We start from the raw sequence: 14,003 nt of genomic DNA on the forward strand, positions 1-14,003 counted from the left end.
TGTACCGTCTCGTCAGATCATGCCGGACGGTTGCCCTGCGCGCCTGCCCCGCCCGCCACTTCGGCACGCGCGTCTTGCCCACGGCGGACCTGGCCGGCCCCTACCGGGCGCCCTGCCCGGCTTTCTCGGCGGCTATCCGCCGGTGTTCGGCGGCCTTGCGGTCGTAGATCTCCGCCATCCGCAGGTGGTACGCCGGGTCGTCCTGCTCGTAGACGTCCGGGATGCCGTCGAGGTCCTCGTCCCGCTCCTCGGCCTCGACCAGCCGCCGGTAGCGGGTGTTGCGTATCTTCAGCAGCACCGTGGCGCACAGGGCCGCGATCAGCGAGCCGGTGAGCACGGCGGCCTTGACCTCGTCGGTGAGCACGGCGTCGCCGGCGAAGGCGAGTTCGCCGATGAGCAGCGACACGGTGAAGCCGATACCGGCGAGCGAGGCGACCGCGAAGAGGTCGCCCCAGGCGAGGTCCTCGCTGAGCGAGGCCCGGGTGAAGCGGGCGGTCAGCCAGGTCCCGCCGAATATCCCGACCGTCTTGCCGACCACCAGCCCGAGCACCACCCCGAGCGTCTCGGGCTTGCCGAACACATCCCCGAGCGCCCCTCCGGACACCTTCACGCCGGCGCTGAAGAGCGCGAACAGGGGCACGGCGAGCCCCGCCGACAACGGCCGCACCAGATGCTCGATGTGCTCGCCGGGGGAGTGTTCCTCACCCTTGCGGGTGGTGCAGCGCAGCATCAGGCCCATGGCGACACCGGCGATGGTCGCGTGCACGCCGCTGTTGTACATCAGCGCCCAGATGACGAGCGCCAGCGGCACGTACACGTACCAGCCGCGTACGCCCTTCCTCAGCAGCAGCCAGAAGACGGCGAGGCCCAGGACCGCGCCGCCGAGCGCGGCGAAGTCGATCCGGGCGGTGAAGAAGACCGCGATGATCAGGATCGCGAACAGGTCGTCGACGACCGCGAGGGTGAGCAGGAAGGCGCGCAGGGCGCTCGGCAGCGAGGTGCCGATGACGGCCAGCACGGCCAGCGCGAAGGCGATGTCGGTGGCCGTGGGCACCGCCCAGCCCTGGGTGGAGCCACCGCCGGCGAGGTTGGTGAGGGTGTAGACGAGTGCCGGTACGACCATGCCGCACAGCGCGGCGACCACCGGCAGCACGGCCGCTTTCGGATCCCGCAGATCCCCGGCCACCAGTTCTCGCTTCAGCTCGATGCCGGCGACGAAGAAGAAGACCGCGAGCAGGCCGTCGGCGGCCCAGTGGGCGACGGAGAGGTTCAGGCCGAGGGCGCCGGGGCCGAGGTGGAAGTCGCCGACGGTCTCGTAGCTGTGGTGCAGCGCCGGTATGTTCGCCCAGACCAGCGCGGCTATCGCGGCGATCAGCAGCAGCACACCGCCGACGGTCTCGGTCCGCAGCGCGTTCGCGACGAAGGTCCGCTCGGGCAGCGAGAGCCGGCCGAGGACCTTGCGGGCGGGGGTGGCGCGGGGCGCGGACACGGGGACCTCCGGTCGGTGGGCAAGGCAGGGCTACTTGCCGACCAGACTTCCCGGCACACCTTGAGGATCACGCTACTTTGCTTAGTTTACCTAAGGTGTGGCGAGAGTTGCCAGGTGAGTCCCACGGTAGGTGCAAAAAGGGCGCCCGGCGCGTTTCGCGCCGGGCGCCCCATGCGGACCGTCGGCCGGGGTCAGTCCTCGCTCGACGCCGCCGGGAGCTTCGCCTGGATGAGGTCCATGACCGTCGAGTCCGTCAGCGTCGTCACGTCACCGAGCTGGCGGTTCTCGGCGACATCGCGCAGCAGCCGGCGCATGATCTTGCCGGAGCGGGTCTTCGGCAGCTCCGCCACCGGCAGCACCCGCTTGGGCTTGGCGATCGGGCCGAGCGTGGCGCCGACGTGGTTGCGCAGCTCGTTGACGAGGCCCTCGTCCTCGGCGTTCGCCGTGCCGCGCAGGATCACGAAGGCGACGATCGCCTGCCCGGTCGTCTCGTCCGCCGCGCCGACCACCGCCGCCTCGGCGACCGACGGGTGCGACACCAGCGCCGACTCCACCTCGGTCGTGGAGATGTTGTGCCCGGAGACGAGCATGACGTCGTCCACCCGGCCGAGCAGCCAGATGTCGCCGTCGTCGTCCTTCTTCGCCCCGTCACCGGCGAAGTACTTGCCCTCGAAACGCGACCAGTAGGTGTCCAGGAACCGCTGGTCGTCGCCCCAGATCGTGCGCAGCATCGACGGCCACGGCTCGGTCAGCACCAGGTAGCCGCCACCGCCGTTGGGTACCTCGCGCGCGTCGTCGTCCACCACCGTGGCCGAGATGCCGGGCAGCGGGGTCTGCGCGGAACCGGGCTTGGTCGCGGTGACGCCCGGCAGCGGCGAGATCATCATCGCGCCGGTCTCGGTCTGCCACCAGGTGTCCACGATGGGGGTCCTGTCGGCGCCGATGTGCTTGCGGTACCAGATCCAGGCCTCGGGGTTGATCGGCTCACCCACGGAACCCAGCACCCGCAGGCTGCTCAGGTCGAACTTCGCGGGGATGTCGTCGCCCCACTTCATGAACGTCCGGATCGCGGTGGGCGCGGTGTACAGGATCGTCACCCCGTACTTCTGCACGATCTCCCAGAACCGGCCCTGGTGCGGGGTGTCCGGGGTGCCCTCGTACATCACCTGCGTCGCGCCGTTGGCCAGCGGCCCGTACACGATGTACGAGTGGCCGGTCACCCAGCCGACGTCGGCCGTGCACCAGTACACGTCCGTCTCCGGCTTGAGGTCGAACACCGCCCAGTGGGTGTACGACGCCTGGGTGAGGTAGCCGCCCGAGGTGTGCAGGATGCCCTTGGGCTTACCCGTCGTACCGGACGTGTAGAGGATGAACAGCGGGTGCTCGGCGTCGAAGGCCTCGGGCGTGTGCTCGGCCGACTGTCGCTCCACGACCTCGTGCCACCACACGTCCCGCGTGTCGTCCCAGGCCACTTCCTGCCCGGTGCGCCGGACGACCAGCACATGCTCGACGTTGCCGGCCTTGCCGACCGCCTCGTCCACGGCCGGCTTGAGCGCGGACGGCTTGCCGCGCCGGTAGCCGCCGTCGGAGGTGATGACGACCTTGGCGTCCGCGTCCTGGATACGGGTGGCGAGCGCGTCCGCCGAGAAGCCGCCGAAGACCACCGAGTGCGCGGCGCCGATCCGGGCGCAGGCGAGCATCGCGATCGCCGTCTCCGGGATCATCGGCATGTAGACCGCGACCCGGTCGCCCTTGCGGACTCCCAGCTCCAGCAGGGCGTTCGCCGCCTTGGAGACCTCGTCCTTCAGCTCGGCATAGGTGATCGCGCGGCTGTCGCCGGGCTCGCCCTCGAAGTGGATGGCGACCCGGTCGCCGTTGCCGGCTTCCACATGCCGGTCCACGCAGTTGTACGCGACATTGAGCTCGCCGTCCTTGAACCACTTCGCGAACGGCGGGTTCGACCAGTCCAGCGTCTCGGTCGGCTCCTTGGCCCAGGTCAGCCGGCGGGCCTGCTCGGCCCAGAAGCCGAGCCTGTCAGCCTTGGCCTGTTCGTACGCCTCGGCCGTGACATTGGCGTTCTCGGCCAGGTCAGCGGGCGGCGCGAAGCGTCGCTCCTCCCTCAAGAGGTTGGCCAGGCTTTCGTTGCTCACGACATCTCCCTTTCCAAGGGTGTCCGTTGTGTCCCGGGCCACAGCTCATCAGACCTGGGGTCCGGTGACAAGGGCCGTCAGATAATTGGTTTAGACCTGTCGGACGGGGCAGGAGGCGCGGGCCTGCCGGTGCCGGCCTGGACGGCGCCGACAGGCCCCCGCCGCCCTTCCTCAGGCCGGACTGCGCAGCTCCTCCGCGCCCGGTACCCCCTCGAAGACCTCTCCCTCTTCTTCGCCTTCGGCCCGGCGCAGCAGGTACGCCTGCGCCTCGCCCACATGGAAGTACATCCCATGCAGCTCCAGCTCACCGGCCGCCAGCGCCCGCGCCACCGAGTCGTGCGCCCGCAGATGCTCCAGCTGCTGGACCACATTGGTCAGACAGAGCCGCTCCGTGGTGTCCGCCGCCGCCCGTCCGGACAGCCGGACCCCCGGCCAGCCGTCGTCGGCCAGCCGCGCCAGACTCGGCAGCCCGTGCCGCAGCCAGCGTCCGAGCGGACTCGTGCCGCCCTGCGACCCGGAACTCAGCAGCGCCTGCATCGCCCCGCACCCGGAGTGCCCGCACACCGTGATGGACCGCACCTTCAGCACGTCCACCGCGTACTCGATCGCGGCCGACACCGAGTCGTCGCCGTTCTCCTCACCCGGAAGGGGGACCAGGTTGCCGACGTTGCGGACCACGAACAGGTCACCCGGACCACTGGAGGTGATCATCGACGTGACGAGCCGGGAGTCGGCGCAGGTGAGGAAGAGCTGCGACGGCCGCTGCCCCTCGCGCGCCAGCCGGGCCAGCTCCTCCCGCACCAGGGGCGCGGTGTCGCGCTGGAACGCGCTGATCCCACGGGCGAGTTCATGACCGGCACCGTCCGTCCTGCCGCCGCCCCACCGGGCGAGGCCGGACCTGACGAGGCCCGGTCCGTGATCGAGGCCCGTTCCATGAGCGAGGCCCGGTCCGTCAGCGAGGCCCGGTTCCTGGCCGTGACTCGCACGGGGCTCGCGACCGTCCTCGTCCTCCGGTCCTCGGCCGTACCCCGGTGAGCGCACGCCCACCCGGCAGCCGGTCAGTTCGGCGGAGCCGCCCTGCGCGGTGTGGGCCCTGCGCCAGTCCCGCAGTGACTCGTACGCCGCGTGGTCCATGAACGAACCGTCCAACTCCACGACGGCGTGGGCGCCTTGGGGTACGAGATGCAGGGCCCTGCTGAGCCGGGGCACGGCGAGGAACGTCAGCTGACCTCTTACATGTACGCGATGGACTCCCCCCTTCTCCTCATGGGTGATACGGGTGCGGGCGAGGCGGTGCAGGGCGACGGCGACGGCCACGGCGACCCCGAGGAGCACGCCCTCCAGGACGCCGACGACCACCACGCCGAGTGTGGTGACGACGTACACTGCGACCTCACGGTGGCGGGTCACCGTGCGGATGTGGTGCAGGGACACCATCTGGATGCCGACGGCCATCACCAGGGCGGCGAGCGAGGCGAGTGGGATGAGATCCAGGACCGGGACCATCAGCAGCGCGGCGACTACTACGAAAACGCCGTGCAGCATCGTGGAGTTCCGGCTCACGGCACCGGATTGCACATTCGCCGAACTGCGCACCGCGACTCCCGCGACCGGCAGTCCGCCGAGCGTCCCGGAGACGATGTTGGCGGCGCCCTGACCGAGCAGCTCGCGGTCCAGGCCGGACCGGCCGACCCGGGACTGGAGTCCGGGGCGGCCGGCCACGAGCTTGTCCACGGCGACCGCGCCGAGCAGCGACTGCACGCTGCACACCAGCGTGGTGGTGAGCACGGCGGCGACGAGGCCGAGCACCGGCCCCTCGGGCAGCCCCGCCAGGGCATGGCTGCTCCAGGACGGCAGGTCGACCCGGGGCAGAGCGAGCCCCGTGAGCGAGGCGGTCGCGGTGGCACCGGCGACGGCGACCAGGGCCGCCGGGACCGTGCGCAGCAGACGGCCCGCTCTGCCGGGGATCCGGGGCCAGCCGAACAGCAGGGCCAGGGTCAGTGCGCTCATCGTCACGGCGGCCGGGTGCAGGTTCGCCAACTGGGCGGGCAGCGCCCGGACATTGGCGAGGACCGAGCTCTGCGGGTTGCCGCCGAGGACGATGTGCAGCTGGGCGACGGCGATGGTGACACCGATGCCGGCGAGCATGCCGTGCACCACGGCCGGGCTGACGGCGAGTGCGGTGCGGGCCACGCGCAGGCAGCCCAGGCCCAGTTGGGCCAGTCCGGCGAGGACGGTGATGCCGCAGGTGGCCCGCCAGCCGTAACGGTGGATCAGGTCGGCGGTGACCACGGTGAGCCCGGCGGCCGGGCCGCTGACCTGGAGCGGACAGCCGCCGAGCCGCCCGACGACCAGTCCGCCGACGGCCGCCGCGACCAGCCCGGCCTGGAGCGGGGCGCCGGTGGCGAGGGCGATACCGAGGGACAGCGGCAGGGCGATCAGGAACACCGAGACGGACGCGGACAGGTCGGCGCCCTCGACCCGGAAGCGGCGGCGCGGGGGCGTGGGCGGGCTCGGTGGTCGGTCGGCGCCCTTGGTCTGCTGGGGACTTGTGGCTCCGGCCCGGGCTCCGGCCTTGGCCAGGCCGAGGCTCTCGGGGTGGGTGGGTACGCAGGCTGATGACATGTTTCCCGTCTCCTCCGGGGCAGCGCGGTCGCGGATCAGGGGGTCCCCTCGCCGGCGGGCTGGGGCTCGGTCGCGGCCGTGGGTCACGGCGTGCAGTGGCGGGATGAATCAACAATCGGTAAACGAATCGTAATGCAGAGTAAAGGTCAAGCATGGATTTACTGCGCAAATGGGGCACCTCTTCACCTTCATGGGTGAAGTGAGCAGTTCATCGGCTTGTCGTATTAATCCCTCTCTCGGTCCTATGCGACCTTGGCGGCGCTGTCGGCACATACCCGGCACACCGCCATAAAACGCCGTGATCGGCGTTCGCCGAGAGAAGGAAGAAGGTGGGCGGAATTGGCCGCCACCCAGAGGATCGCCGTCGGCGCCGTGACCGCCGCGGCCTGTGCCGCGTCGCTGGCGGGCTGCGCGACCGGCACCAATACCAAGGAAGGGGCGTCCGGGCCGCAGAAGGGAGCGCCGGCGCCCCAGAGCGTGGTCCGTCTGATCGGCGACGGTTCCACCGCGTACACCGGGGCGCAGCCGCATCTGCCCCGGCCGGAGAAGCTCCAGCCCGGTGAGAAGCCCCCGCAGTTCGTGGTGTTCTCGTGGGACGGCGCGGGCGAGGACAGCCAAAAGCTGTTCTCGCACTTCCGCAAGGTCTCCAAGGAGAACAACGCGACCATGACGTACTTCCTCAGCGGCGTCTACATGCTGCCCGAGGAGAAACGTGACCTCTACCGCCCCCCGCAGCACTCGCCCGGCCGCTCCGAGATCGGCTTCAACGACGAGCAGGGCATCTCCGACACTGTCAGGCAGCTGCGGCTGGCCTGGCTGGAGGGCAACGAGATCGGCACCCACTTCAACGGGCACTTCTGCGGCCCCGACGGGGGTGTCGGCGAGTGGTCGGTGGCGGAGTGGAAGAGCGAGATCGCCCAGGCCAAGCAGTTCGTGAAGAACTGGAAGACCAACACGGGCATGAAGAACGCCTCACCGCTGCCCTTCGACTACGACAAGGAGCTCATCGGCGCCCGCACCCCCTGCCTGGAGGGACAGAAGAACTTCATGAAGGCGGCGAGCCAGTTGGGCTTCCGCTACGACACCAGCGGTGTCAACGACCAGATCTGGCCCAAGAAGAGGGAGGGGCTGTGGGACCTGTCGATGCAGCTCGTTCCCTTCCCCGGCCACTCCTTCGAGCAGCTGACCATGGACTACAACTTCATGGTCAACCAGTCCGGCACCTCGACCCAGGGCGACCCCGACAAGTACGACTACTGGGGCGACCAGATGCGTGACGGGCTGCTCCAGGGCTTCAACCGGGCCTACAACGGCAACCGCGCGCCGCTCGTCATCGGCAACCACTTCGAGTCCTGGAACGGCGGCACCTACATGCGGGCCCTCGACGAGGTCGTCGAGAATGTCTGCAACAAGCCCGAGGTGCGCTGCGTCTCCTTCCATCAGCTGGCCGACTGGCTGGACGCCCAGGACCCGCAGGTTCTGGCGAGGCTGCGCACCCTGGACGTGGGCGAGGCCCCGCGTCAGGGCTGGGCGTCCTTCCTCTCCGGCCGTCCCGCCCCGGCGCCGAAGGGGGTGCCCGGGGCGCCGGCGGTCAAGCAGTAGGCGACGGGCGGGAGTCGGCGCCCCGCCGGCGGAGTGCCCACCTCCGTCAGACGGACGCCGCCACTCCCTCGCCGAGCACGAAGCCGGGGTCGATCTGCGCCGCCAGGTCGGCCCCGGTGCGCTCGTTGCCCCACGACTGGGCGTTCTTCAGGTGGAAGTGGACCATCTGCCGGGTGTACCGCTCCCAGTCCCGCAGCTCGTACGTCGCGTCGGTGGCGACCTTGAGGGTGCGCAGGGCACGGGAGTTGGTGTCCTCCAGGAGCTCGAACCGGGGCGGGCGGCCCTTCTCCATGGCGCGCACCCAGTCCGAGTGCCCGACCGTGACCAGCAGGTCGTCCCCGACCTCCGTGCGGAGGAAGTCGATGTCGTCCTGCCCCTGCACCTTGTTGCCGACGACCTTCAGCACGACGCCGAAGTCCCGGGCGTACTCCTTGTACTGGCGATAGACGGAGACCCCCTTCCGGGTCGGCTCGGCGACGAGGAACGTGATGTCGAAGCGGGTGAACATGCCGGAGGCGAAGGAGTCCGAACCCGCCGTCATGTCGACCACGACGTACTCGTCGGGGCCGTCGACGAGGTGGTTCAGGAACAGTTCCACCGCTCCCGTCTTGGAGTGGTAGCAGGAGACCCCCAGGTCGGCGTCCGTGAAGGGCCCGGTGACCATCAAACGGACGGCGCCGCCGTCGAGTTCCACCGGGCGCGCACAGGCGTCGTACACCGGATTGGGCTCCCGTACCCGGACCAGCCGCGAGCCCTCGCCGGGCGGGGTGGTCTTGATCATCGTCGCGGCCGAGGCGATGCGCGGGTTGTTGCCGCGCAGGTAGTCCTTGATCGCGGAGAGCCGCGCGCCCATCGCGGGCAGCGCCGCCGACTCCCTCTCGTCGAGGCCGAGCGCGGGGCCCAGGTGCTGGTTGATGTCGGCGTCGACGGCGACGACCGGCGCACCGGCGGCCGCGAGATGGCGGATGAACAGGGAGGAGAGCGTGGTCTTGCCGCTGCCGCCCTTCCCGACGAAAGCAATTTTCATGTTCACGAAGGGTAGTCGCGTGATAGCTGTATGTGTCAGGTGGAGTGAAGAAGACCACTCCTTCGTGGAGTGGCGGGCCGGGGGTGCGTAGGGTCGTACTCATGAGTACGACACGTGCGACCGCCGATCCGCTCGCGGCCCTGGGTTCGCTGCCCGGTGTGGCCGAGTCCGTGGAGTCCGTGCGCAAGGCCGTGGACCGGGTCTACGGGCACCGGGTCATGCGGCGCCGCAGCAACGCCGTCACCTCCGAGGCCGCGCTGCGCGGCGCCCGGGGCAGTGCGGCGCTGTCCGGTGCCGACTGGGCGCTGGAGGAGGTCCGGCGGCGCTCCGACTTCGGTGTCGACGACGACGCGCGCGTGGTGGGTGCGGCCCTGCGGCTGACCGCCGAGGCGGGCCAACTGCTGTCCATCTGGCGGCAGTCACCGCTGCGGGTGCTGGCCCGGCTGCACCTGGTGGCGGCCGCGACCGGCGGCGACGAGGTGGGCCGGCCGCGCAGGTCCGGTGAAGGTGTCGACGAGCCGCTCATCGAGCTGCCGCTGCCGGACGCCGACGAGGTGTCGGGGCGCCTCGACGGACTCTCCGAGCTGATCATCGCGGGGAGTTCCGCGCCGGCGCTGGTGACGGCCGCCGTGGTGCACGGCGAGCTGCTCGCGCTGCGGCCCTTCACCGCGAACAACGGGCTGGTCGCGCGCGCTGCCGAGCGGATCGTGCTGATCGGCAGCGGCCTCGACCCCAAGTCGGTCAGCCCCGCCGAGGTCGGCCACGCCGAACTGGGCCGTGCCTCCTACCTGGCTGCCCTGGACGGCTATGTCTCGGGCACTCCGGAGGGCATGGCGGCCTGGATCGCGCACTGCGGCCGCGCGGTGGAGCTGGGCGCGCGGGAGTCGACGGCGGTGTGCGAGGCGTTGCAGCGCGGGGCGGCGTAAAGCCCCTGGAGCGGCCGGACGGCTGCGGAGACGGGTTGCGGCGGTACGAGTTCTCGTACCGCCGCTGGCATGTTCACCGGGTTACCAAGCGTCCTCGAAATGTCGCCCATCAGGTCGGGTACTTTGCCCGTCACCTGGTGCGGCTGGCCCGTAATCGACGGGTCGACGTCGCGTGGGTGCCCGGTGTCCATGCTGGGTCCGTGGGGCCAAATGCGTTTTAAAGGTGATCCTCTCGGATGTCCTTCGGTCTCGCGGGCCGCTAACCCCTTTGTACTGCAAGCCCGGAGCAAGCGGAACCCCTGCCTGCAGTTCTTTACTTTTAGGTTCAAAGGCTTACTGAGGGGTACTAAAGGGATATTGTTGGGCCGAACGGGTGAAATGGGGATGGTGTGCCGGTTCAGGCGACCGAGTTCCGGCGCCGGCTCGCGTACCAGACCAGGCCCGCGGTGGCGGCCGCCGCTCCTATCGCGGCCGCGGCGACCAGGGCCGGGCGCGGAGGTGTGGAGATCCGCTGCTTGAGCCGGACCGGACGGTGGAAGTCCAGGATCGGCCAGCCGCGCGCGAGTGCCTCACGGCGCAGGGTCCGGTCCGGGTTCACCGCGTGCGGATGCCCGACGGCCCGGAGCATCGGCAGGTCGGTCGCCGAGTCGCTGTACGCGTAGCAGCGGTCCAGGTCGTATCCCTCGGAGGCGGCCAGCTCCCGGACCGCCTCGGCCTTCGTCGGGCCGTAGGCGTAGTACTCCACCTCGCCGGTGTAGCAGCCGTCGTCGCCGACGACCATGCGGGTGGCCACCACTCGGTCGGCGCCCAGCAGTTCGCCGATCGGCTCGACCACCTCGGCGCCCGAGGTGGACACGATGACGACGTCCCGGCCGGCCCGGTGATGGGCCTCGATGAGGGAGGCGGCCTCGTCGTAGATGATCGGGTCGATCAGGTCGTGCAGGGTCTCGGCGACGATCTCCTTGACCTGCTGGACATTCCAGCCACGGACGAGACCGGACAGGTACGCGCGGGTGCGTTCCATCTGATCGTGGTCCATACCGCCGACCAGGAACACGAACTGGGAGTACGCGTTGCGCAGCGCCGCCCTGCGGTTGATCAGACCGCCTTGGTAGAACGACTTGCTGAAGGTGAGCGTGCTCGACTTCGCAATGACCGTCTTGTCCAGGTCAAAGAAGGCCGCTGTGCGGGGCAAGGAGTGGTTTTCCACGTCCCCGAGCATAGGCGCCCACCATTCGGCGTAAGGTGGGGCGCGTGGGTTTGCCTGAGAGGGCTCTCGGGTACACCATGGAAGTCACGGATCGTTCGCGACCGTGCTAACCCGGTCCGGCTCCTCCCCCCCCGAGTCGGCCGTGGAGACGACCCCCACTCTCCCCCCCGGTGGGGGTCGTCGCATGTCCGGACGCATTTTTCCTCTCTTCTCCGGGTCCTGAAGCCTTGGTCGGGCGGCTGCTGCCGCCCCTTTCGCGTACCCATGATCCGTCACGCTGGGTAGTCGTGACGCTGCTCTGTGGAAGTCGCGCAGAGCCCGGAACGGGCCTCACCGGTATGGGTGACAGCGATATTCACAACCATCGAGTTGTCCACAGTTTTGGACCAAGATCCACACGATTTACGGGTTCGTTGCACCGTGATTCCAGCGCGCTCCGGCGGCGGCGAGTTCATGGCCGGTTCCGATTGCCGGGCGCCAATGGCCGGTTTCTGTCGGCCGTGCATATGGAGGCCGCTTGCCGGTTCTTCACACGTATGGGAATCGCGTGGCCCCGGAGGCCGCGCGCAAGAACGCAGCCAAGGGGGAAGCTCACGTGGCCGGAACTGTCACCCACGAACCACCGTCCGCCGCCCAGGGACGGCCCGGACGCCCGATGATCGTCACCGAGGACGCCGAACTCCTCGACGACCTGTTGCGCCTGTGCGCGGCGGCCGGCGCGAAACCCGAGGTCCACCACGGGGTACCGGAACGCGGCGGCGGCTGGGAGTCCGCTCCGCTCGTCCTGGTCGGCGACGACGCCGCGCGCCGGGTGCGCGGTGCCGCGCGCCGACGCGGGGTGGTGCTGGTCGGCCAGGACCAGGACGACCCCGATGTGTGGAAACGCGCCGTGGAGATCGGCGCCGACCATGTCCTGATGCTGCCCGACGGCGAGCAGTGGCTGGTGGACCGGATCGCCGATGTCGTGGAGGGCGTGGGCCGCCCGGCCCTCACTGTCGGGGTGATCGGCGGCCGGGGCGGGGCCGGTGCCTCCACGCTGGCCTGTGCGCTCGCCGTCACCTCCGCGCGGGAGGGACTGCGCACCCTCCTCGTGGACGCGGATCCACTGGGCGGCGGAATCGACGTACTCCTCGGCGCCGAGACGGCCGAGGGCCTGCGCTGGCCCGCGTTCGCCGCCTCGCGCGGCCGGCTCGGCAGCGGCGCCTTGGAGGAGTCGCTGCCGGAACAGCACTCGCTGCGGATCCTCAGCTGGGACCGCGGCGACAGCGTGGCCATCCCGCCGCCCGCCGTCCGCGCGGTGCTCGCCGCGGTCCGCAGGCGCGGCGGCACGGTCGTCGTCGACCTCCCGCGCCGCCTGGACGACGAGGTCGCCGAGGTCCTCACCCAGCTCGACCTCGCCGTCCTGGTGGTCCCCGCCGAACTCCGCGCGATCGCGGCGGCCGGCCGGGTCGCGGCCACCGTCGGCATGGTCGTGCGCGATCTGCGGGTGGCGGTACGGGGCCCGTACGCGTCGGGACTGGACGACCGCGAGGTGGCCCGGCTGCTCGGCCTGCCGCTGGCCGGCGAAGTACCCGTCGAACCCGGCTTGTCCCGTCCGGGCCGGAAACCGCCCGGGTCCCTCGCGCGCGGACCGCTGGCCCGCTTCTGCAAGGGCTTCTGGGAGCGCACGCTGGTCGAGGCGGGTGGCGTATGAGGCCCGGCACCGCGGGCGCGGACGGCCCGGCCCTGCTCGACGGGGTCCGGCGCTGGCTGGCCGAGAGCGGCGCCGAACCGACCCCCGCGCGCGTGGCGCAGGCGCTGCGCGCACAGGGCCGGGTGCTCGGCGACGCCGAAGTCCTCGGCGCGGCCGAGCGACTGCGCTCCGAACTGGTCGGCAGCGGCCCCCTGGAACCCCTGCTCGCCGATCCCACGGTCACCGACGTCCTGGTGTCCGCCCCGGACCGGGTCTGGGTGGACCGCGGTGGCGGCCTGGAACTGACCCCGGTCACCTTCCCGGACGCGGCGGCCGTACGGCGCCTCGCGCAGCGGCTGGCCGCGGTGGCCGGCCGGCGCCTGGACGACGCACGGCCCTGGGCGGACGCCCGGCTGCCCGACGGCACCCGCCTGCACGCGGTCCTGCCCCCGGTGGCGGTCGGCTGCACCTGCCTGTCCCTGCGGGTGGTGCGACCTCGGGCGTTCACGCTCGACGAACTGGTGGCGGCCGGGACCGTGCCACCGGGCGGCGACCGGATCCTGCGCGCGCTCCTGGCGGCCCGGCTCTCGTTCCTGGTCAGCGGCGGCACCGGCACCGGCAAGACGACCCTGCTGAGCGCGCTGCTCGGCCTGGTGGGCCCGGGGGAGCGGATCGTGCTCGCCGAGGACTCGGCGGAGCTCAGGCCCGAACACCCGCACGTCGTACGGCTGGAGACCAGACCCGCCAACCAGGAGGGCGCCGGCCTGGTCACCCTGGAGGACCTGGTCCGCCAGGCGCTGCGGATGCGTCCCGACCGGCTGGTCGTCGGCGAGGTGCGGGGCCCCGAGGTCGTGCACCTGCTGGCCGCGCTCAACACCGGGCACGAGGGCGGCTGCGGCACGGTGCACGCCAACGCGGCCGCGGACGTCCCCGCCCGCCTGGAGGCGCTCGGTACGGCCGCCGGGCTCGACCGGGCCGCCCTGCACAGCCAGTTGGCGGCCGCGCTGTCGGTGGTGCTGCACCTCGTACGGGACCGCACGGGCCGGCGGCGGATCGCCGAGGTGCACGTGCTGGAGCGGGACCCCTCGGGGCTGGTGCGGACGGTACCGGCGCTGCGCTGGGGTACGGAGGCCTTCGCGCGCGAGCCGGGGTGGGAGCGGCTGCGGGGACTGCTGCGAAGTGACGTCAGTGGTTTGTGAGTCCGAAGTGATCTGAGCCATCTGTGGGTTCGAAGTGACCGGTTGATCCGTGGGTCCGGAGTGGCCGAGTCGCCCGGTCGGAAGCGACCGAGTCAGCCGGTCC

Annotated in this window: 8 protein-coding genes and 1 pseudogene; 4 read left to right on the forward strand and 5 right to left on the reverse strand. The window is 70.9% G+C overall.

Going from position 1 to position 14,003, the window contains the following annotated elements; all coding sequences use genetic code 11:
- Positions 1 to 17: 17 nt before the first annotated feature.
- From nhaA to ACFWXC_RS29375, 3 genes and pseudogenes are all read right to left on the reverse strand, one after another.
- Positions 18 to 1,489 (reverse strand): annotated as a pseudogene (gene nhaA / locus ACFWXC_RS29365) (Na+/H+ antiporter NhaA).
- Positions 1,490 to 1,680: 191 nt separating this feature from the next.
- Positions 1,681 to 3,639 (reverse strand): acetate--CoA ligase, encoded by a 1,959-nt coding sequence (gene acs / locus ACFWXC_RS29370; RefSeq protein ID WP_384483300.1) that lies wholly within the window; start codon positions 3,637 to 3,639, stop codon positions 1,681 to 1,683.
- A 171-nt stretch (positions 3,640 to 3,810) separates the two neighbouring features.
- Positions 3,811 to 6,264, reverse strand: a complete 2,454-nt coding sequence (locus ACFWXC_RS29375) for a bifunctional SulP family inorganic anion transporter/carbonic anhydrase (protein ID WP_384483301.1) — start codon at positions 6,262 to 6,264, stop codon at positions 3,811 to 3,813.
- A 339-nt stretch (positions 6,265 to 6,603) separates the two neighbouring features.
- Between ACFWXC_RS29375 and ACFWXC_RS29380 the strand changes: the two genes are divergently transcribed.
- Complete coding sequence (locus ACFWXC_RS29380; RefSeq protein ID WP_384483302.1) at positions 6,604 to 7,866, forward strand: hypothetical protein; 1,263 nt, start codon at positions 6,604 to 6,606, stop codon at positions 7,864 to 7,866.
- Positions 7,867 to 7,912: 46 nt separating this feature from the next.
- On the opposite strand, the gene ACFWXC_RS29385 is transcribed toward ACFWXC_RS29380, so the two are convergent.
- A complete protein-coding gene (locus ACFWXC_RS29385; protein ID WP_384483303.1) occupies positions 7,913 to 8,893 on the reverse strand; it encodes an ATP-binding protein in 981 nt (326 codons plus the stop codon).
- Positions 8,894 to 8,994: 101 nt separating this feature from the next.
- On the opposite strand from ACFWXC_RS29385, the gene ACFWXC_RS29390 reads away from it, so the two are divergent.
- The gene (locus tag ACFWXC_RS29390) at positions 8,995 to 9,819 is read left to right on the forward strand and encodes an oxidoreductase (RefSeq protein ID WP_384483304.1); all 825 of its coding nucleotides are present in this window, start codon (positions 8,995 to 8,997) and stop codon (positions 9,817 to 9,819) included.
- A 397-nt stretch (positions 9,820 to 10,216) separates the two neighbouring features.
- Here ACFWXC_RS29390 and ACFWXC_RS29395 read toward each other — a convergent pair whose 3' ends face one another.
- Entirely contained in the window at positions 10,217 to 11,041 is an 825-nt protein-coding gene (locus ACFWXC_RS29395; RefSeq protein ID WP_384483305.1) for an HAD family hydrolase, read from the reverse strand.
- A 583-nt stretch (positions 11,042 to 11,624) separates the two neighbouring features.
- Between ACFWXC_RS29395 and ssd the strand changes: the two genes are divergently transcribed.
- Complete coding sequence (gene ssd / locus ACFWXC_RS29400; RefSeq protein WP_384483306.1) at positions 11,625 to 12,722, forward strand: septum site-determining protein Ssd; 1,098 nt, start codon at positions 11,625 to 11,627, stop codon at positions 12,720 to 12,722.
- Complete coding sequence (locus ACFWXC_RS29405; protein ID WP_384483307.1) at positions 12,719 to 13,900, forward strand: TadA family conjugal transfer-associated ATPase; 1,182 nt, start codon at positions 12,719 to 12,721, stop codon at positions 13,898 to 13,900. The genes ssd and ACFWXC_RS29405 overlap by 4 nt, the downstream gene beginning before the upstream one ends.
- Positions 13,901 to 14,003 lie beyond the last annotated feature (103 nt).

The sequence above is a fragment of the Streptomyces sp. NPDC058683 genome (assembly GCF_042716195.1).
Lineage (GTDB): Bacteria > Actinomycetota > Actinomycetes > Streptomycetales > Streptomycetaceae > Streptomyces.

Excerpts from the sequence above, each read along its gene's own strand:
- ACFWXC_RS29375 (WP_384483301.1), bottom strand. The coding sequence starts at position 6,264 with ATGTCATCAGCCTGCGTACCCACCCACCCCGAGAGCCTCGGCCTGGCC.
- ACFWXC_RS29385 (WP_384483303.1), bottom strand. The coding sequence starts at position 8,893 with ATGAAAATTGCTTTCGTCGGGAAGGGCGGCAGCGGCAAGACCACGCTC.
- ACFWXC_RS29405 (WP_384483307.1), top strand. The coding sequence starts at position 12,719 with ATGAGGCCCGGCACCGCGGGCGCGGACGGCCCGGCCCTGCTCGACGGG.
- ACFWXC_RS29390 (WP_384483304.1), top strand. The coding sequence starts at position 8,995 with ATGAGTACGACACGTGCGACCGCCGATCCGCTCGCGGCCCTGGGTTCG.
- ACFWXC_RS29395 (WP_384483305.1), bottom strand. The coding sequence starts at position 11,041 with ATGCTCGGGGACGTGGAAAACCACTCCTTGCCCCGCACAGCGGCCTTC.